Annotated in this window: 20 protein-coding genes and 1 pseudogene; 15 read left to right on the top strand and 6 right to left on the bottom strand. The window is 72.4% G+C overall.

Annotation, left to right across the window (positions count from 1 at the left end; genetic code table 11):
• The first annotated feature begins 81 nt into the window (after positions 1–81).
• From ACPC54_RS38340 to ACPC54_RS38285, 12 genes are all read left to right on the top strand, one after another.
• Complete coding sequence (locus tag ACPC54_RS38340) at positions 82–204, top strand: hypothetical protein (protein ID WP_498971711.1); 123 nt, start codon at positions 82–84, stop codon at positions 202–204.
• Positions 197–838 (top strand): hypothetical protein, encoded by a 642-nt coding sequence (locus ACPC54_RS38335; protein ID WP_498971709.1) that lies wholly within the window; start codon positions 197–199, stop codon positions 836–838. The genes ACPC54_RS38340 and ACPC54_RS38335 overlap by 8 nt, the downstream gene beginning before the upstream one ends.
• A gap of 2 nt (positions 839–840) precedes the next feature.
• Complete coding sequence (locus tag ACPC54_RS38330; RefSeq protein WP_498971707.1) at positions 841–1335, top strand: hypothetical protein; 495 nt, start codon at positions 841–843, stop codon at positions 1333–1335.
• 27 nt (positions 1336–1362) lie between these two features.
• Positions 1363–1701, top strand: coding sequence for a hypothetical protein (locus tag ACPC54_RS38325; RefSeq protein WP_498971705.1), 339 nt, complete (start codon positions 1363–1365; stop codon positions 1699–1701).
• A gap of 56 nt (positions 1702–1757) precedes the next feature.
• Positions 1758–2282, top strand: coding sequence for a hypothetical protein (locus ACPC54_RS38320; protein ID WP_498971703.1), 525 nt, complete (start codon positions 1758–1760; stop codon positions 2280–2282).
• A gap of 120 nt (positions 2283–2402) precedes the next feature.
• Entirely contained in the window at positions 2403–4649 is a 2247-nt protein-coding gene (locus ACPC54_RS38315) for a P-loop NTPase family protein (protein WP_498971701.1), read from the top strand.
• 266 nt (positions 4650–4915) lie between these two features.
• On the top strand, positions 4916–7765 hold the full coding sequence (locus tag ACPC54_RS38310; RefSeq protein WP_498971699.1) for a coiled-coil domain-containing protein: 2850 nt from the start codon (positions 4916–4918) through the stop codon (positions 7763–7765).
• A 229-nt stretch (positions 7766–7994) separates the two neighbouring features.
• On the top strand, positions 7995–8231 hold the full coding sequence (locus tag ACPC54_RS38305) for a hypothetical protein (RefSeq protein ID WP_498971697.1): 237 nt from the start codon (positions 7995–7997) through the stop codon (positions 8229–8231).
• A 133-nt stretch (positions 8232–8364) separates the two neighbouring features.
• Positions 8365–8868 carry an AAA family ATPase gene (locus ACPC54_RS38300; RefSeq protein ID WP_498971695.1) on the top strand — a complete coding sequence of 168 codons (504 nt, stop codon included), beginning with the start codon at positions 8365–8367 and terminating at the stop codon, positions 8866–8868.
• Between the two features lie 222 nt (positions 8869–9090).
• Positions 9091–9471, top strand: a complete 381-nt coding sequence (locus tag ACPC54_RS38295; RefSeq protein ID WP_498971694.1) for a hypothetical protein — start codon at positions 9091–9093, stop codon at positions 9469–9471.
• Between the two features lie 262 nt (positions 9472–9733).
• The gene (locus ACPC54_RS38290) at positions 9734–9958 is read left to right on the top strand and encodes a hypothetical protein (protein ID WP_498971692.1); all 225 of its coding nucleotides are present in this window, start codon (positions 9734–9736) and stop codon (positions 9956–9958) included.
• A gap of 40 nt (positions 9959–9998) precedes the next feature.
• Positions 9999–10538 (top strand): hypothetical protein, encoded by a 540-nt coding sequence (locus ACPC54_RS38285; RefSeq protein WP_498971691.1) that lies wholly within the window; start codon positions 9999–10001, stop codon positions 10536–10538.
• Between the two features lie 52 nt (positions 10539–10590).
• On the opposite strand, the gene ACPC54_RS38280 is transcribed toward ACPC54_RS38285, so the two are convergent.
• Both ACPC54_RS38280 and ACPC54_RS38275 read right to left on the bottom strand, forming a co-directional pair.
• The gene (locus ACPC54_RS38280; protein ID WP_498971689.1) at positions 10591–11844 is read right to left on the bottom strand and encodes an alpha/beta hydrolase family protein; all 1254 of its coding nucleotides are present in this window, start codon (positions 11842–11844) and stop codon (positions 10591–10593) included.
• Between the two features lie 266 nt (positions 11845–12110).
• Positions 12111–12323, bottom strand: a pseudogene (locus ACPC54_RS38275) (transposase); the annotation flags it as partial.
• 321 nt (positions 12324–12644) lie between these two features.
• Between ACPC54_RS38275 and ACPC54_RS38270 the strand changes: the two are divergent.
• From ACPC54_RS38270 to ACPC54_RS38260, 3 genes are all read left to right on the top strand, one after another.
• The gene (locus tag ACPC54_RS38270; protein WP_498971687.1) at positions 12645–13844 is read left to right on the top strand and encodes a ParA family protein; all 1200 of its coding nucleotides are present in this window, start codon (positions 12645–12647) and stop codon (positions 13842–13844) included.
• Positions 13841–14959, top strand: a complete 1119-nt coding sequence (locus ACPC54_RS38265) for a ParB/RepB/Spo0J family partition protein (RefSeq protein WP_498971685.1) — start codon at positions 13841–13843, stop codon at positions 14957–14959. Before ACPC54_RS38270 ends, ACPC54_RS38265 begins: the two co-directional genes overlap by 4 nt.
• A 509-nt stretch (positions 14960–15468) precedes the next feature.
• Positions 15469–15858, top strand: coding sequence for a hypothetical protein (locus tag ACPC54_RS38260; protein WP_498971683.1), 390 nt, complete (start codon positions 15469–15471; stop codon positions 15856–15858).
• A gap of 371 nt (positions 15859–16229) precedes the next feature.
• Here ACPC54_RS38260 and ACPC54_RS38255 read toward each other — a convergent pair whose 3' ends face one another.
• The 4 genes from ACPC54_RS38255 to ACPC54_RS38240 all read right to left on the bottom strand — a co-directional run bounded on the left by ACPC54_RS38255 (position 16230) and on the right by ACPC54_RS38240 (position 18399).
• Positions 16230–16622, bottom strand: a complete 393-nt coding sequence (locus tag ACPC54_RS38255) for a PIN domain-containing protein (protein WP_498971681.1) — start codon at positions 16620–16622, stop codon at positions 16230–16232.
• On the bottom strand, positions 16619–16909 hold the full coding sequence (locus tag ACPC54_RS38250; protein WP_498971679.1) for a hypothetical protein: 291 nt from the start codon (positions 16907–16909) through the stop codon (positions 16619–16621). The genes ACPC54_RS38255 and ACPC54_RS38250 overlap by 4 nt, the downstream gene beginning before the upstream one ends.
• Positions 16910–17077: 168 nt before the next feature.
• Positions 17078–18055 (bottom strand): hypothetical protein, encoded by a 978-nt coding sequence (locus ACPC54_RS38245; protein ID WP_498971678.1) that lies wholly within the window; start codon positions 18053–18055, stop codon positions 17078–17080.
• Complete coding sequence (locus tag ACPC54_RS38240) at positions 18052–18399, bottom strand: PadR family transcriptional regulator (protein ID WP_498971676.1); 348 nt, start codon at positions 18397–18399, stop codon at positions 18052–18054. The genes ACPC54_RS38245 and ACPC54_RS38240 overlap by 4 nt, the downstream gene beginning before the upstream one ends.
• Between the last annotated feature and the right edge of the window lie 387 nt (positions 18400–18786).

The raw sequence follows: 18786 nt of genomic DNA, 5'->3' as shown, positions 1-18786 counted from the left end.
CCCTTCCGCCGCGCTTTGGCCAGCACGACCGGTCCGGTGCCCGCCGCACCACCGTCCCCAGATCCCTTTCGGGAGGTCGTCATGGACCAGTTCTTCTTCAGCTTCTTCGCCGTCTCCGCGATCACGAGCCTGCTGGTGCTGATCGCCGAGGCCCACCAGAACCACTCCGCTCCGCAGACCGAGCAGGAGGAAACCGATGGCTGATCAGCCGATCGAGCCCAGCCGTGTCGTCCTCTCCGGCGAGCGCGACAGCGGCACCACGCCGCCCCCGCCCCCGCCGCCCCCGCCCCCGCCACCGCCGTCGCAGCCGCCGACCGTCTGCATGCCGGACGGGTTCCTGCCGCCTCCCCGGCGCGGCAGCGAGCCGCCGCCTCCGCCTCCCGGGCCCCCGCCGGGCGCGGGTTTCGGTGGGCTGCCGGAGCTGGGCGAGTGGTGGCGCAGGCCCGGTGGCGGGACCGGGGGCGGGGTGGCGACCGCTCCGGCCCCGGCCCCCGTGTACATGCCGCTGACCGAGGTCCACTACCACCACCACTACTACCCGGCCGCTCCTGCGGCCGCCGTTCCGGCGAGGTTCAGCCTCGCCCGCCTGCGCCCGGCGTGGAACGCCTCGGCGCTGGTCGCCGGGCTGCTGCTGGTGCCGGTCACCGCCAATGTCTTTCACGTCTTCGGTGACGAGTACGGCGTGATGATGGCCGCTCTGGCCGCCGCCGGGCTGCTGGAAGTGCGCCACCGCGGCCGCTCCTGGCTCGTCCGGGTGCTGACCTGCAACCTGATCGCCTCCAGCGCGGTCACGGCGGCGGGCCTGTACATGTACGGCTTCATCGTCACGGGGGTGTGAGCGTGACGCCCGCTCAGCTCTCCCTCGGTGGCCTGGCTCTCGCGTTCGCGGTCCTGGTGTTCACCCTCGCCCGTTGGCGGCGCAGCGGCCGCCAGATGCCCTCGGCGGCCGCCATCGCGGGTGGCCTGCTGATCGGCCTGCTCGGCGCCCTGTGCGCGGGCGGCCTGCTCGGCTGGGCCGCCCGCCGCCTGGTCACCAGCGTCACCAACCCGCTCGGCAACAAGGTCTCGGGCAAGGGCAGCGACTGGCTGCTGCCCGCCACCGCACCCTCCGGCATGACCCCCGCCGGCGGCATCGCCACCACCCTGCTTCTGGTCGTCGCCGCGCTCGCCTGGTGCTGCTGCGACAACCAACTTCGCCGCCAGCTCGGCGCCGGCGCCCTGGTCGGCTCCGCCGCCGGAGTGATCGGCGCCGTCTCCGGCCTGGCCGCGCTCACGCTCATCCCCGCCGTGAACCACCTGGGCGACTCGATCATCGCCGCCCTGCCCTTCCAGTAACCCACTGACCGTCAGGAGACCACCACCGTGCTCCCCACCTACGTCGTGGACCACCTCTACCGCCTGCCCGTGGGGGCCGCCGCCGGCGCCGCCTACGGCGCCTTCTTCCGCTACCTCGCCCCGCACCTGGCCCGCCACGGCCGTCTCGGTCGGCGCCCCGTCCTGTGGGGCGCGGCCATCGGTACGGCGATCGGCGCCGCGGCGTGCACGCCGCTCCTGCGGCACGCGGCGCGGGTCGTCCTGATCGACCACCCCTGGTGGGTCGAGCCCGCCCTGATGGCGGCCGCCGTGCCCTTCCTGGCCGCGGCGATCGCCGACTTCAGGCGCTGGGAGCGCGACAACCCCGAGCAGACCCGCGAGTCCTGATCCCCCGGCGGCCCGCAGCGGCCGCTCTTCCCCTCATCTCTCTGGAGGCCACCACCGTGTTCGTCCCCACCACCACGCTCACCATCGGCGGCCTGTTCATCGGCATGGCGCTGCCGACCTGGCACATCAGCAGGTTCGCCATCGCCAGCATCAAGAACGGCTCCACCGCGACGAAGGGCGCCCTGGACCTCCTGCCGCTCGGCATCGGCATGCTCTACGGCGGCATCGCCACCGCCACCACCAGCGGCCTGATCGGCGCCGTCACGGGCCTGGTCACCTGGACCAGCAACGGCGTCGGCAGCCTCACGATGTGGGGCGCCACCGGCGGCGAGACCACCCTCAACGCCCGCTCCAGCCAGCTGGAGCTGACCGGCATGGGCAACCTCGTCCTCCTGCTGCTCACCGTCGCGGTCCTCGGTGCCTGGAAGGCGATCCCGAAGAAGGCCAAGCCGAGGATGCGCCTGGGCATCATCTCCGGGATCCTCCTCGGCCTGTCCGCCACCCTCGGCGGCATGGTCATGGCCACGGTGATCCCCGCCGTCAACGCCGCCGGCGCCGCCCTCGTCGGCACCATCGCCTGACCCGGCCCGGACGCCACCGGTCGCCCACGCCCCGCCCCGCGCCCCTGCGCGGCCTGCGGTGCGCGGGCGGCCGCAACCGCCCGGACCCATTCCACCCACACGGCGCCCCGGAGGAGCACCATGACGACCTACCCGCCCGAGCCCGTCATCATCGACCTCGAGACCGAGGGCGAGTTCCTCACCGACGACCAGCCCACCCCGAACCCCGGGCCCGGCAACGGGACCAAGACCGGCCCCGGCCTCGGTGCCCGGCTCGCCACCGCCTCCCTGGCCCTCGCGCGCCGCGAGTACACCGCCCTGCGCGAGGGCCTGACCGTACTCAAGACCGAGACCGGGGCCTGGGCGAACGCGTCCCGGGAAACGCCCGCCCACCTGCGGGCCGCCCTGCTGAACCGCCGCTACAACACCTGGCTGGCCAAGCGGGACACCGAGGTGGAGCGCCTCGAGGAGAAGGCCACTGAGCTGGAGAAACAGGCCCGCCGCGCCGCCGCCGGCGGCCAGGGCGGCACAGCCGCCACCACGCTCCGGGAGGAGGCCGCGGCCTGGCGCGAGCGGGCCCGCGACATCCAGCGCCAGCCCTACACCGGCCACCACGAACCTGTCGACGCCGAGCTGGAGAGCCACCGCCGCCGCACCGCCAACAAGCGCTGGGCCGCGCTCGCCGCCCTCGGCCTCGCGATTGGCGGCCTTGAGCTGGCCATCGGCACCCTTACCCTCCCGGCACTCACCGCCACCGGCATCACCCTCACCGCCTGGGCGAAGGGCCGCATCACCGGCTGGCGCCGCGAGCTCCCGGACGTCCCGGCGCTCGCCTACGAGATCGAGAGTGGCCGGCCCGCCAAGGATGAGAAGGACAAGGGCATGGGCAAGGGGAAGACCGACGCCCCGGCTCCGGCCGCCGCGGCCGCCCGTGCTGGTGTCGCGCCGTTCGCGATCAGCCAGGCCACCACCGAGCAGGAAGCCGGCACGGCCATCCTGCAGGCATTGCTCGGCGAGGGCCTGGCCATCGGCGCTGTCACCGAGGTCACCCGGGAGAAGTGGGGCTGGAAGGCCACCGCCCACCTCACCAAGGGCAAGCCCTCCGGCCTCGTCCTGCGCCTACCCGAACTCGACGTCGCCCTCGGCGTGCGTGCTGGAGGCGTGATGGCCCAGCCCCAGGCGGCCGCCGCCGGCTCCGTCGTGCTGCGCGTCCTGCTCGGCAACCCGTTCGACCCGATGCCGCCCCACCCGGTCCACGCGCCGCGCTCGAACAGCATCCTCAAGCCGTGCCCGCTCGGCCCGTCCATGGACGGCACGCCCACCCAGGTCACCCTGGCCGGGCAGAACATCATGATCATCGCGGTCCCTGGCGGCGGGAAGTCCCAGATCGTCCGCAACATGGCCGACTACATCACCAGCTGCACCGACGCCATTGTCGTCGACATCGACCCCACCGGCCGGGGCCTGGGACCGCTGCGCCGCCTTGCCGCGATGCGCGCCTACGACGAGAAGCGGATCGACGAGGCCCTGGACTGGGCGATCCGCGAAGCGGAGATCCGCACCGAGCGGATGGGCGACGACGTCGACAACTGGCAGGTCACCGACGACGCCCCGGCGGTGTTCGTGCTCGTGGACGAGCACCCGCAGCTGACCCCGAAGCAGAAGCAGAAGGTCATCAAACTGGGGCGGATCGGCCGCAAGGCGAGGGTCACGGTCATCCTGCTGTCCCAGGACGCCACCAGCGACGTCGTCGGCGACGCCATCGCCGACGTCTTCGGCATCCGGATCATGCTGCCCTCCCGTAAGGCCGACGTTCCGCTCGTGGTCGGCTCCGACACCGCGATCTCCGAAGGCTGGATGCCGCACCGCCTCACCCCCAGCCCCGGCGACTGGGACCCCGCCGACGCCGGCTGCTACTACATCGTCGCCCCCGGCCTGCGCGATCCGATCCTGCGCAAGGCCACCCACCTTGACGCCACGACCGCAACTCTCCGTACACAGGAGCGGCTCGCTGTCGGCGCCATGACCCTCGGCCCGGAGAACACCGGGAATGGCGACGACGGGGACCGGGAGCCGGATCTCCCCGAGATCCTCGACCTCCTGCACGGCGTCTTCGTCACCGAGGACGCCGACATGCTGACCCTCGGCCAGCTCCACCCGCACCTCATGCTGGCCGACCCCAAGCGCTGGGATCGCTGGCACGACAAGGATGAGAACGGGCTCCTAAAGGAGATCGGCAGGACCCTCGGCGCGGAGTTCCGCCGGGAGGGGATCGAGCTGTCCACGGAGCGCCTGGACGAGATCGAGGGCAGGCCCCGCGGCATCTACCGGGACGACCTCCTGGCCGCGATCCGTGACTACACGCAACCGCCCGCCACCGGCGACTGATCGACCGGCGATCGGACCACGACTGGCCGGTGATCGGCCACGGGCCAAAGCCCGGCCAAAGCCCGGCCGATCACTGGCCGATCGTCGGCCGATCAGCAAACCGATCCTGACCTGCGGAAACCGATCAGGTCGATCAAACCGCCAGACCCCCCTGAAAACCGGCCCGCAGGCCCCGATCCGGCCCGCAGACGGCCCATCGACCGACCCACCGGCACCACCCCGTCCACCACCACCCAACGTGACCGAGCCTGACAGGAGAGCCGGCCATGACCACGGCCCGCACCACTCCCCGGCGCACCCGCGGTGCCGCCAAGAAGACCACCGCCAAGGCCCCCAAGCCCCGTCCGCAGACCCCCGCTGGCACCCCGGCGAAGCCCCTGGCCGAGGTCCCCGCAACCTTCTCGGCCCGCCCGGCCGCCGACCCGGTCCTGGCCGACGCCGCCGACCGCGCCGCCGACCTCCTCGCCCTCGCCGAGGAGCACGCGCTCGCCGTCCTGGAGCGCGCCACCGTCACCGCCGGCCACGAGCGGGCCACCGCCGCGCAGTGGGCGGCCGAGGCCGAGCAGTTGCGCGCGGACGCCGCCGCCGAGGTCGAGCTGGTCACGCAGCGTGCCGACCGGGCGGTCCGGCGGATCCTCGACCGGGCCAACGACCAGGCCGACCTGATCCTCCAGTACGCCCGGGAACAGCGCGAGGAAGCCGACGCCGACGCCCAGGCGGCGGCCGACCACCTGCTGGAGGAAGCCACCCAGCGGGCCGCGGCACTGCTGGCCGACGCCGAGCAGCGCGCCGCCGCCGTCCGCGCCCAGGCCGAGCACGACGCCGACCGGATCGTTGCCGAGGCCGCCGCAACCGCCTGCCGGGAGACGGCGACCGCCCAGCAGTGGGCGGCCGAGGCCGAACAGCTGCGCACCGCCGCCGCCGAACAGGCCGAGGCGCTGCTTACCGGCGCCGAGCAGCACGCCCAGGACCTCCGCGCCGAGGCCCTCGCCGAAGCACAGTCGATCCAGGCCGACGCCGAAAAGGGCGCCCTGCAGCACCTCGCCGAAGCCGACCAGCAGGCGCAGGAGATCCTCGCGACCGCCGCCGTGCAGGCCGAGGCGATCCTCGCCGAAGCCGGGCAGAAGTCGGCCGCCCTCACCCGCGCCGCCAAGGAGCAGGCCGAGGTGGTGCGCAGCGAGACCCGGGTCGGGGCCGACCGCCTCCGCGAAGAGGCGCGGCAGGCCGCCGATGCGCTGACCTTGACGGCGGGCCAGCAGGCCGCGGGGATCCGCGACCAGGCGCAGCGTGAGGCCGCCCAGCTGCGCGAGCAGGCTGAGCGGCAGGCGGCCAAGGTTCGTCAGGTCGCCGCCGAGCAGGCTGCCGCCGTGCTCGCGGAGGCCCGCGCCATGGCGGACGGTCTGCTCGTCGAGGCCCGTAGTTCGGCGGAGGAGATGCGGCGGGCCGCTCAGGCCGACGTCGACCGGGTGCGCGGCGAAGCCCGCGGGCTGCGGGAGAGGGCGGACCGGGAGATCGACCAGGCGACGGCGGCGGCCCGTGAGGTCCGCACCAGTGCGGTGGCTGAGGCCGACCGGATCCGGGACGAGGCCGAGCAGGACGCGGAGCGTCGGCGTACGGAGGTGGCCGCGGAGGCGGACCGGGTCCGCGGCGAGGTCCGGCGGGAGGTTGCCCGGATCCGCAAGGAGGCCGAGGAGGCCGCCGCCGTGGACCGGGCCGAGGCCGCCAAGGCGCTGGACAAGGCGCAGAAGCTGGAGGTTAAGGCGCGGGAGGCCAACGACCGGGCCGGCCTCGCCCACGTCGCCGCACAGAGGACCTTGCAGCAGGCCACGAGCCGTACGGCCAGGAAGCTGGAGCGCCGCCGTCTCAAGCGGGAGGCCCGGGCGGCTGAGCGGGCCGGGCGCGTGAGCGTCACCAGCCGGTTCAAGGCCTTCGTGCGGGCCAACAGCGAGCGGCTGCTGGTCGTCGTGCCGATCACCGCGCCGATGGCGGTCGCCTGGACCGGTCAGGCCGGCTTCGCGCACGACATTCTCGGGTGGGTCGCGCCGTTCACCATCCTGTTCGCCGCGGCGTGGGAGCTGTCCACCGCGTTCACCGCGTGGATGTACCACCAGGCCCGCAAGGCCGGTGACGCCGGGACGCTGTACCGCGTCAGCACCTGGGCGTTCGCGGCGGGAGCCGCGCTGATGAACTTCTGGCACGCCTCCGGCGAAGTGGTCGGCCGCACGCTCGATCCGGTGACCGGCCGGTGGATGGACCAGGTGACCTACTGGCACACCACGCCGAAGGCCGTCTCCTTCGCGGCCATGTCGATCGTCGGCATCGTGCTGTGGGAGCTGTACGCCAGCCTGATCCACCGCAAGGCGCTGCGCGACGAGGGCCTGGTCGCCCGGGTGCGGCCGCGGATCGGAGCGATCCGCTGGGTCCGCTACCCCGCGCACTCCTTCACCGCGTGGTCGCTGGCGATCACCGACGAGTCTCTGTCCACGGTGGAGCTCGCCTGGACCGCGGCGGCGAACCACCGCGAACTGGTTCGGCGAACCGGCCTCAGCCCGGTTCGCCGGTTCGTCGCCGCCGCGATCGGTGTCGGCGACTGGGTGCCGGTTCGCGCACTGCCCCGCATCCCGAACTCCAGCCTCGCCGTCGCGCTGACCGGTTCGCCGAACCCGGCCGCGATCCCGCGGTTCGCGGTTCGCCTCACCCGCGTCGGTTCGCCGAACCGCACCCCGAACCGGTCCGGCGGTTCGGCGAACCATGCCCTGCCCGCGGCGCGCACCGGCGAACCGGGGGCGCGCCGCGAGCTGGAAGCCGCGAACCGCCCCGCGTCGACCGGCGAACCGGCCGGGGCGGACGGCGAGCCGCGAACCGCCCCCGACCAGCCGCAAAGCCCCGCCGCCGGGGTTGGTTCGAACCGGCGCAGCGCCGCGCAGCAGGCCGCGGCCGAGCAGGTTCAGCAGGTTCTCGAACTGATCGAGACCCACGGCTACGACAGGGTCGACCTCGACTTCGTTATGACGACCACCGGCATGAAGAAGACCACCGCGCACCACCGTCTCGCGGACGCCCGCAGGGAGTTCACGAACCCGGTTCGGCGAACCGCGAGCAGCGTCGGCGTCTGACAGCGGACCGCGAACCGGATTCCGCGAACCGCGAACTGGATTCCGGCGACTCGCGAACCGGTTCACCGCCCGAACCGCGAACCACACGAGACGGCCCCGGGATGCACGAACCACCCCGGGGCCGGTTCGGGCACCACGTGCCCGGCGGGCCGGTCTCGTCCGCGGCCCGCCCTCATCGTCCCGCACTGCGAACCACCTACCGACCCGTTCCCGAAAGGGCCACCACCTCTTGATCGCCCTGAACCGCAACGACAAGATCGCCGCCCTGCGCCAGGCCCGCCGCCCCCTCAGCGAGGAACTCGCCAACATGCCCGAAGGCTCCGCCTCCCACACCCAGCTGCTCAGCGAATGCGAGGCCATCACCGCCCAGATCGAACAGCTCAAGAACTGCGTCAACATCCCGTCGAACGCGCTGCTCACCCTCCTGGCCCTCGCGGCCGTTGCGGTCCTGGCCCTCATCGGCTGACGTTCCGTCGACCGGCCTCGCCCCCGGATCGCACCGCCCGCCCGGTACCCAGTCCGGCGGGGTGGTTCGCACCCCGGGGACGGGACCGGCCCGCCCGGCCACCACCCGAACCGCCACCGATCCGAGGAGACCCGTGAACTTCACCTACGACCCCGGCACCGTCGTCGTTCTGGTCGGCTTGTCCGGCGCCGGCAAGTCCACCTTCGCGCGGAACCGCTGGCCCGCCTCCTGGCGGCTCAACCTCGACTCCTACCGCGAGATGGCCACCGACAACGCCGCCGACCAGTCCGCCACTCCGGTCGCCGCCCGGATCCAGGACCTGCTCCTGGACGCCCGCCTCTCCCGCGGCCTCACCGTGATCGTCGACTCCACCGGACTTCTCCCGCACGTGCGCGCCCACCTGCTCGCCCGCGCCCGCTACTGGCAGCGCCCCGCCGCCGCGGTGCTGTTCGACCTGCCCTTCGACCTGTGCCGACGCCAGAACGCGGGCCGGAGCCGCGTCGTACCGGACCACGTCCTGGCCGAGCAGCACCGCCACCTGCCCACCGCCGACCAGCTGCTCGACGAGGGCTTCAACTCCGTCGACCGCATCACCGCCACCTCCCCCGCGTACCTCGAGCCGGCCCACACCCGCTGACCCAAAGAAGCCCGGTGCTGCTCGTCGTTTTTGTCTTCGCCCGCTGACTACCGGACGACCGGCCGCACTCCCATCCCGCCGGGCGGTCCTCCCGCCCCACTAGCACTACCGGGCCGCCCAGCGAGGTCAGCCGTCACCCGAACCGGTCGAAAGTCACCAACTCCGGGACCGGGCGCCGCACCGCTCCCGAAAATCGCCCGGACCACTCACGAAGGGACCCCGATGCACTACCTCGTCACCCTGTCCGGCGTCATCGCCCTCCTCCTGGCCCTGTGGGCCGTCCAACTGACCGTGCTGGGCCTCCACGTCCGCTACACCATCCACCACGGCGTCCGCGCCGGCCTTACCGAAGATGCTGAATTCGCCCTGTTGGCCGCCTGCGTCATCGTCACGCTTTGCAGTGCCATCGGTGGAGGTAACTGCATCGGCGCCAGCCTCAAGGCCACCGAGTGGGGCTGGGCCCACGGGATCCTCGCCCTCGGTACCACGGCGTCCTACCTGCTCCTGACCTACGCCACCCACTGGGACGCGGAGACCTGGTGGGACAAGCGGAAGACACGCAAGGCCGGCCGCATCGCTGAAGCCGTCGAAACCACAGCCTGACAGCCCACCACCGGACCAACGGGCCCCCTGCTCCTCCCGGAGCTGGGGGCCGTTCGCTGCCCGCCCCGGCCGAGGGCCGAGCCCGGCGGCCGGGCGTGCGAACAGCCGCCTCGCCCGCAGCCCCGGCCTGACCCGCCCCGAGCGGACCGCCGCCGCCGACCCCGGACCCCGACCGCACCCAGCGGTCGGCCCCGCCGGGACCGGCGCGGCTGCCCGGTCACCCCAACCCGCAGACCACATCCCCAGCAAGGAGGACTCCGGCATGACCGACAACCTGTCCCGCCTCACCGCGGCCCCCGACCTCAGCCTGGTCACCGTGGACGGCGTCATCACCGAGACGGCCGGTCGCTACCCCCGCCAGCTCGTCCTCACCGACGAAGTCCTCGTCGTCGCCCCCGGCGGCTACATCGGCGACAGAACCCGCGCCGAGATCGACCACGCCCACCACCTGCGCCGACCCGTCCGCTACTGGCCCCACAACAGCTGACCCCACCCCACACCCGGCACCACCGAACGAACGGACCCCCATGACCACCGACCTGCGCACCCGCACGCTGCGCGCCGTCGTCGACACCGCCGACTCGGCCGCCCCCGTCGCCGCCGCGGCCGCCGCCGGCCTCACCGCCTACCGCGCCCTCACGGCCCGCACCACCGACACCCGCATCACCCTCGCCCTGGCCGCCGGCACCCTCGCCGCCCTCCTCACCGACCAGACCTCCCACCACGTCCTGGTCCCGCTGCGCCGCCGCATTCGCATCGAGCGGTTCGCCGCCGCCCCGCAGCTGGTCGCGTCGCCGGAGCAGATCGCCGTCGACGCCGTCGCCAACGCGGCCGCGAGGGCCGCCGCGGGCGCCATCCACCTCGACTCCAGCGGCGGGGCGCTCACCAAGCCGGACAACTGGGACGGCGCGGGCGACGGCTCCGCCACGTGCCAGTGCCAGCTCACCCCTCCGCCTACCTGCTCTACAACCCCTCCGGCAGCGACGCGGGCACCGCCGAGTACAAGGGCAGGCCGCGAAGGGGTGGTCGAGCGATTACCGCTCGGCCGCCTCTTCGGGCTGCTTTAGCGGGCAGTGGGCGGCCGTACCCCCGTGGCGGCCGCCCGCCGCCGTACCGGGCCTACGGGTGGTACACGACCTCCGGGAAGGCCCTCGACGGTCCGTCGAGCAGATTGCCGCAGTGCCGGTTGCGCAGGTGAAGGTCGAAGAAGGCGAGCGGATAGGCCTGCTGGATGAGGACGCAGCGGTCGGGGTCGATGGTGCCGACCTGGGACTGGATCTGCTGCTCGGGCATGCCGAGCAGCCTGCCTGCCTGGGGGATCAGCGTCATGTTGTCGCCGTACGAGGGGTGCCTGGCGCCGGTGGCCTGGACATCGAGGCGCCAGCCGCGCAGGTGGCCCCAGAAGGTCTCGACGTACGGGCTGGCGGCCCGGGTGTAGTTGGCGGTCATCAGCATGAACGGCCGGTCGATGTCGGTGGTGATGGCGGGGTTCGACTCCATCCGGCCGTCGAAGGTGAGGCCGGCGCGGATGCGCGGGTCGGCGACCATGGCGAGGGCGGCGGCGGTGCCGCCCTTGGACCAGCCGGAGACGCCGATGTTCCGCGCGTCCAGGGCGCCGAGCAGGCCGGTCGGCAGGGCGCGGCCGTCGACGTCGGGGTTGCGTCCGTTGGCGAGGTCGACGACGCGTTCGAGCAGGAAGAGCAGGTCGGCGGCGTAGTCCTTCGGGTACAGCCCGGGGGCGACGCCGTCCCGGGTGACGACGGTCCCGTCCGGGAACTCGGTGATGCCATCGTGGGTGTGGTCGACGGTGACGACGGCGAAGCCGTGGCTGGCCAGCTCCTGGACCCCGATGGTGTGTTCGCCGCGGTGGCCGCCCGCGCCGTGCGAGTAGAGGACGACGGGCAGCGGCCGACCGGTCCGGTGGACGGGCGCGCCCTGGTGGCCGGCGGTGAGCGGGGCGAGCGAGAGGGGGAGCGGGAAGCCGATGTCGTCGAGCAGGGCCTTCAGGGCGCCGTCGGTCATCCATGGGGCGAGCGGGTACGCGTCGGCGTCTGCGGCACGGGCCGGGTACCAGACGGTGGCCATCAGCTCGCGGAACTTTCCGGGCCTGGCGTTCGGGTCGAGCCGGGACTCGTCGCGCAGGTGCAGCGGCACCATGCCCACCGGGAAGGGGCCGGTGGGAGCGGTCAGGGTGAGCCGTGCGGTGGAGCCGGTGCCGGAGGATGCGGGAGCGGGAGCGGGAGCGGCCGAGGCGGTGCGGGCGAGGCCCAGCGGCGCGACGGCGCCCAGGGCGAGGGCGGCGCCCAGCATGCGGCGGCGGGTCGGTCCGGTACGGCGTGCGACCGGCGTGGTGTCCATCGGCGTGGTGTCCATGCGCGAAAAGCTGTCACGCGGGGCGGGTGGGCAGCATCAACCCACTGATTGATCCTCCGGCACCTTGTATGGGCCCAAGGGTTTACATCCCCGGGCTGATGCTGTCTGCGACGGAGTCCAGTGGGTTCTGGCCCAAGTTGTGTGACGCGGTCACGCTGTGTCAGGCCAGAACCCAGGCGAAACCGTCCGAGTGGGGCCGCCAGAGGCCGTTCAAGACACTTCCGCAGGATCTCCTTCTCCGGCTCCAGCTCGCGGACCTGCCTGCGCAACCGGCGCAGTTCCTCGCGCTCCTGAGGGGTCAACGGGCCCTCACCGCCCGAGCTCGAAGCCGCCTCGGCGCGCGACCGCACGACCCACTGCCGCAGCGACTCCGGGTTGACGCCCAGCTCGCGTGCCACCGACGAGACCCGCCGACCGCTGGACTCCACCAGCGCGACCGCGTCCCGCTTGAACTCCCCCGAGTACCTCGCAGTACCCATGAGGACATCCTCTCCACGGACCCCAAGATCCGCTTCTCAGAAGTGTCCACTCGGCGGGGTAAAGCCCAGCAGGACCATAACCCGGTCATGGGCGCTGGCACCGGTGCCGGAGGCCGGCCAGGTCTCGGTCAACTCGTTCGACTGCCTCCGCAGCCACAACCTTCTTTGCCACGCCGCGAACCTGACGCCGGATCGGCTGGCGTGGGGCCTGGTCGGAAGCGGCGGTGTAAACGCCGTTTACACCGGAGGGGAAGAGAGAGGACGGGCGACACGTGGGTGCGGGATGTGCCTAAACCGGCCAGGCGCCACTATGGTGACGTCATGACGTCTCAAAACTCCGGAGGCGAGCGGGAAAAGGTTGCGTCGAAGCTTCCTGTAGCCCTCCGCCAGGAACTCAAGACCCGGGCGGCGCAGCTCGGCATCGACATGCAGGACGCCGTCACCCAGGCCGTAGAGCAGTGGCGCGCCCGGCCGGCAGACAGTAACCCGACCATCGACACGTCCGGGGCGGAGAGCTGGAACACCTGGCTTCCCACCGGCCTGTACGAAGCGTTCAAGAACGACTGCGCTGACCGCGGCATCTCCTTCGTGCAAGGCCTCGCCCAGGCGGTCCGCGTGTGGATCGACTCCCACCACGTCTCCCTCGCCGAGCTGACGATCCCCCGCTACACACGGCGAATCGTCGTCTGCAACCAGAAGGGCGGCGTCGGCAAGACCACCATCGCCGCCGGGACGGGCCAGGCCATAGCGCTGGGCCTGCCCGCCAGCACGGGCGCTTCGAAGCTGCCCGCACTTCCGGGGCTGCGCACCCTGCTCGTCGACTACGACCCGCAGGGCCACCTGACCTCGCAGCTCGGCGTCAAGCAGATCCCGCCGGGCGAGGAGAGCCTGGTGACTCACATGGTCGACCGTGACCGCGTCGCGGGCTCGCTGCTCGACCAGGTCGTGGCGATCGAGCCGGAGCACTTCGAGGGCCGCCTCAGCCTGCTGCCCTCGAGCTTCGACGCGTTCCTTCTCGACTCCCGGCTCGGTTCCGTGCGCGGGCCCCGCGAGACCAGCCTGCAGCGTGCCCTCGCCCCGCTCGAGGAACACTTCGACGTCATCGTGATCGACGCTCCCCCGAACCTCGGCCTGGCGATGGACGCCGGCCTCTACTACGGGCACCGCCGCAAGAACGAAGCGGCCGGTACGTCCGGCGTTCTCGTCCCGGTGGAAGCGGAGGACTCCTCCGCGGACGCCTACGCCATGCTCGACAGCCAGATCCGCACCGTCAGCCTCGACTACGAGGTCGACATCGACCGGCTCGGACTCGTCGTCAACAAGTTCGACAAGCGCAAGGGCTACGTCGCCACGCACTCCCTCGGCAACTGGCAATCCCTGGGAACGCCACCTGTCGTCTCCGTCGTTCCCGACCTCAAGGAGCAGCGGGAGGCCGTCCACGTCAAGCAGCCGCTGCTCATGTACGCACCCACGTCCACCCAGGCGCAGCGCATGCGTGAGATCCGCCGGAGGCTCGCGTGAGCATCGCCAAGAGGTTGCAGGGCGGGGGAGGATCCTTCGGGGCTCTGGCCCACGGCACGGGCCGCGAGGATGAGGTGAGGGCGCGAAGCGAGGCTCTGGACGCGACGGGCCGGGTGAGGCGTGCGTCGTCGGCACCGGTGTCCTCGATCGTCTTCAACCCGCTCAACCCCCGGAAGACCATCGACAACGAGTCGATCGGCGAACTCGCTGAGAGCCTCACCCGCCAGCAGATCGTTCCCGTCACCGTGGTCAGCCGAGCCGCCTTCCTGGACGCGCACCCCGATCAAGCGGAAGCGATCGGTGAGGCGGACTTCGTCGCACTCGACGGCAACCGGCGTCTGCGGGCCGCGCAGAATGCAGGGCTCACGACGCTGCGCGTGGACCTCAACGACGACCTGGTCTCGCGAGCCTCGGACATGGTCGAGGCTGCCCTGATCGCCAACGCCCACCGCGAGGACGTGTCGCCGTTCGAGGAGGCCCAGGCGATCCAGCAACTCCTCGACACGGTTTACGACGGCAACCAAGCGGCCGTGGCACGGGCCCTCGGCAAGTCGCGTCCGTGGGTGGGACAGCGGCTGGCACTGCTGCATCTGTCCCCTGAGCTCCAGGAGCAGGCAGGGGCCGGGGAACTGGCCATCGAGGATGCTCGCAGGATCGGTGCTGAGGCCCGATCGGGAAAGATCACCCCTGCCGAGCAGCTCGAGCGAGCCGAGGCCGCGAGGAAGACGGCGGCGGACAAGAAGGCGGCGACGGCGACGCGGACAGCAAAGCGTACGGAGCGGCCGGCACAGGACGCTGCCTCAGCGCCTGCCACCCGGAGCGACAGCTCTGACGGCGGTGTAAACGGCGTTTACACCGAGGCCGTGACCCGGCAGACGGAGCGCAGCTCGCAGGGCCGGCCCTCGGATGTAAACGGCGTTTACACAACCGCCCTGCCCGACCAGCGCGAAGCTTCTGCTGACGGTATGCCAACCATCCTGGTCCGGCTGACCCCGTCTGACCCCGACGCGACCGCTCAGCTGATCCTCGACGCGATGGACCAGCGCCAGGCCGTGCAGCTGGCGTCCGCGATGCTGGAGCTGCTGAAGCGCGAGTCCGTACCCCCTACGGTCTGATTCTCTTCCGGAACCCACCTATTAGAACGGCACCCAGCGCCCGGCCCACCGGCCGGGCGCTGTTGCATCAGCGCCCGGGCCGGTGTCAGGGCGACGCCACAGCTCCCGACAAACGGCGGGACGCGTACCGCCTGTGCCACTGGCTCCGGGGGCCTACGGTGCCGGGGAGGCGATGGTCAGTGGGGCGCTCCCAGGATGTGGTCCGCGGATAACACCCCTGCCCCGAGCCCCGAAGCTCGCTGCTGCCAGCGAGCCAGAGGCCCTCACACTGTCCGCAGACGCTACCGCCACCGCAGTCGGCCCGGCAGGTCGGAACCTGGAGCCGCCACCGGTCGGGTCTGCTGATGGTCCGGGCCGTCGCCGACCGCCGGGGCACCCTGGCTGGCACCGGGACGGCGGCGGGGCCGAGCTCGTCTTGCCGACGCCGTCCGACGCGCCGCGCACTGCCGGCGGGGCCGCCAGGCCTCGAACGCGTCGTGCCCTGAATCAACCCGACGAAAGAGGACCCGGTGGACACCATCTTCATCGCCGCCGCGCCAGGCACCACCTGGCCGCTCTCGTGCGACGACGCCGAGGAGCACCTGCGCACCCGCTTCCCGGACGTGCGGACCTGGCACAAGCACGCGCCCGTCAGCGACACCGACTACGTCGACTTCCAGGTGGAGATCGACGGCACGGTCCGGCTGGGCAGCTACTTCGAGCACCGGAACCTCGTCCTGAACGACGGCACCCCCGAGGTCTGGGCCGACACCATCGCCTGGTTCCTGGCCCTTCTGCCCACCGAGGCCCGGACGGTGGCCGTGGTCGAATCGAACCCGGACAACGTCCGCACGATCCGGCCGGGAGCAGACACGGGGGAGATCCGCGACCTGCTCGACACCCTCTTCATCGACGACTGAATCGCCTGGCGACCTGAGACGAGCCCAGGTCTTCGCGTGCACCAGATCCGTGGACCACCGCCCCTGGCCGCAGGCCTGCCCCGGCCTGGATCGCCGGCCCGGGCGCGTGTACGAGCCTGGGGTAGTGGGGGTGGAGGACTTTGTAGGCGACGCGGTCCACCCACACCGCGCCGCCTCGCCGCGCGGGGACCGCGTGCACCAGGTCCACGACGAGCGTCTGTCGCTGCTGGCCTGCCCGGCCGCGAACACCGCGCCACCGGCTGCTCCTGCGGCACGGCCCCGCGCAGCACGGCGGGCAGGATCTCCTCGGCGAGAATGCGCGCGCCCTCGCCCAGAGACAGCTCGTCCCCTGACGTCCCGGTCGGCGCTACCTACGGCTCCAGCCGGGGGTCGTCGATGTCGACGGTGACGACCCCGGGCGGATACAGCTCCGGACGGGCCGTCAGGATCAGATGCTGCTGCGGACGCACCGGGGTGGGCAGACTCGTGGTGATCGCGTGCGCCAGGTCCTGGCCGCCGTAGCCGTCGCGCACCATTGTCGCCACCACCACGGCGCTGCTCGCGTCCAACGGCTCGAACTCCAACGAGGGCAACGCCAGGACCGCGTGTGCGGCGCCCTCGTCCTTGACCTCGGCCTCGACCAGGCACAGCACCGGCACCAGCAGGTGCTGGAACGGGCTCTGCAGCGCGGAGTCCACGATCCGGTGCAGGCGGGGATGGCCTGCGGCCAGCGCGGACAGGGCGCTGGAATCCAGAATGATCACGCGCTGCGCCTCGGGGTGACCTTGGCGCGCGCGTCCTCGGCGGCGATGCCGTAGACCCGCTGCAGCAGGTCCGGGCCCTCGTCCAGCTCCGTGTCGGACAGGGTCATCCCGAAGTGCTCCCGCAGCAGCCGGCGCCCTTCGGCGACGCGCTCCGCGATCTGCTCCGCGGTGGGCTGCGCCTCCACCAGCAGGGCCACCTGGGCGCCGATCGTGGTGCCGCGGGCCGCCGCGAGAGCGGCCAGCCGGTCACGCGTATCAGGGGAAACCTTGATCGTCGCATCAGCCATACCGCGATCGTATACCGCTCGTACACCACTGGTGTACCGATCTGCTTCGGCCTCCGTGCTCGCGCCAACGGCAAGCCGGCCGGCTCCGGGTGGGACACCTCGCCGGGCCCCGGAGCGCGCAGGCCCGGGGTACGCGGGCCCGAGGAACCCGCGCACACCGGGCCGGGGTCAGGCCGGGTCGGACGGGTCGGTCGCCCGGACCCGCCGGGCGAGCTGGACCGCTCCGGCCACCGCCAGGGCCACGCCGAGCGGGGCCACACAGGCTCCGGCGTATTCGAGCAGCGGGCGCAGACGTGCGGGCGGGTCGAAGACGGCCACGGCCGTCATGGGCATCAGCCAGGGCAGCGTCCCGAGCCCGACGCCCACGGCTCGGAGCGCGTCCCTGCGCCGGCCGGCCAGTCGGCCCAGCAGGACCGGTGCCGTCACGGTGCCGAGCCAGATCGGCAGGAGGCCCAGCATGGGCAGCGGCAGGTACTGCGCCGTGTACCGGTCGGCCGCGATCATGGGGAGCGCGACGGCGAGCGCGAGTCCGGCCATCTCCCAACGGCCCCGCTGGGTGACGTCCACGAGTCCGGCCGGTGCGAGCAGCACCAGTGCGCCGACCAGTGCCGTGCCCGCCAGCTGACCCGCCGAGTACGGGTACAGCCCGATGAGGGCCTGCACGCCGGCACTGAGGAGGGCGGCTGCCACGCCCGCGATCCGGGCGGCCCGCCAACGGCCGGTCACGGCGATTGCGAGGGCGAGCAGCCACGGCGTGGTGCTGGCCAGCTGGAGGACCGCGTTCAGCACCGCGTGGCCGAGGCCGAGGTTGGGGTAGGGGTACCGGATCCGGTGGACCAGCTCGTGCAGCCGGGGCAGCAGGAAGTACAGGGCGCAGCCGGCCGCGAGCGCGAGCGCGACCGGTGCCGCTCCGGCCAGCACGCGACCGGCCGGGTCCGTGGGGCCGATCCGTAACCGCAGTCGCAGGGCGTGGGTGGCGAGGTCGCGGTACTCCCGGAGCACTGCACTGCGTGTGCGGCCCTCGGTGGCCTCGGCGAAGGTGGCGTGGATGTCGGCGCCGTGCGCGGAGCGGTACCGGGCGGGGTAGAGGCCGATCAGCAGGCGGCCCGTCCGTGGGGCGTCGTGGCCGGTCGTGACGTCGTTCATGAGGTCGCCCCCTCGGGTCGCGGACGGAAGGCGCCCAGCCGGCGTTCGGCCTCGGTGGCGGCGGCCCGCAGGCGCTTGGCCTCCTGTACCAGCGTGTCCTGTCCCTGGTCGGTGAGGGCGAACGTGCGGCGCAGTCGTCCGCTGACCACCTCCTCGCTCTCGATCCGTACCAGGCCCTGCTGGAGCAGCCGGTCGAGCGCGGTGTAGAGCGTGCCGGTGCTCAGGCGGCTGTGGCCGCCGGAAATGGCGAGCACCTCTTGGATGATCGCGTAGCCGTGCCGGGGGGCGTCGGCCAGTGCGGTGAGCACGAGTCTGGTCGGCTCCTGTAATTGACGGTCGGTCATGCGCGGAGCATAGAGCGATCATCGCAATATGTCGATGGTCGGACGATGGGTGGAGTGGGGCGACGTCACCTGTCGGCCGCCCGGGCCGCGGCCAACACGGATCGTGATGGACGGGTCGCCGGTGGGAGGACCACACCGGTTCGGCCCCCGGGGTCGGGAAGCTGCCCGCCAACTTCGCCACCCAGCATCGAGACCTTCTCGGCGAACTGGAGCACGACCTGGCTCACGTAGTCGAAGGCGTTCACCGAGTCGCACCACGTCCCTTGGTGTACGGGTCTGTCCGGGCCTTCGAGACTCCGGGCCCACGCCAACGGCAAGCCGACCGACCGCAGGGGTGGGACACCTCACCTCAGCGCAGCGCCCGCCCGACACCGTCGCCCCGTACGG

This window comes from Kitasatospora sp. NPDC094028 (genome assembly GCF_049543595.1).
Classification (GTDB): Bacteria; Actinomycetota; Actinomycetes; order Streptomycetales; family Streptomycetaceae; genus Kitasatospora.
This window is presented reverse-complemented; position numbering and strand designations above follow the sequence as displayed.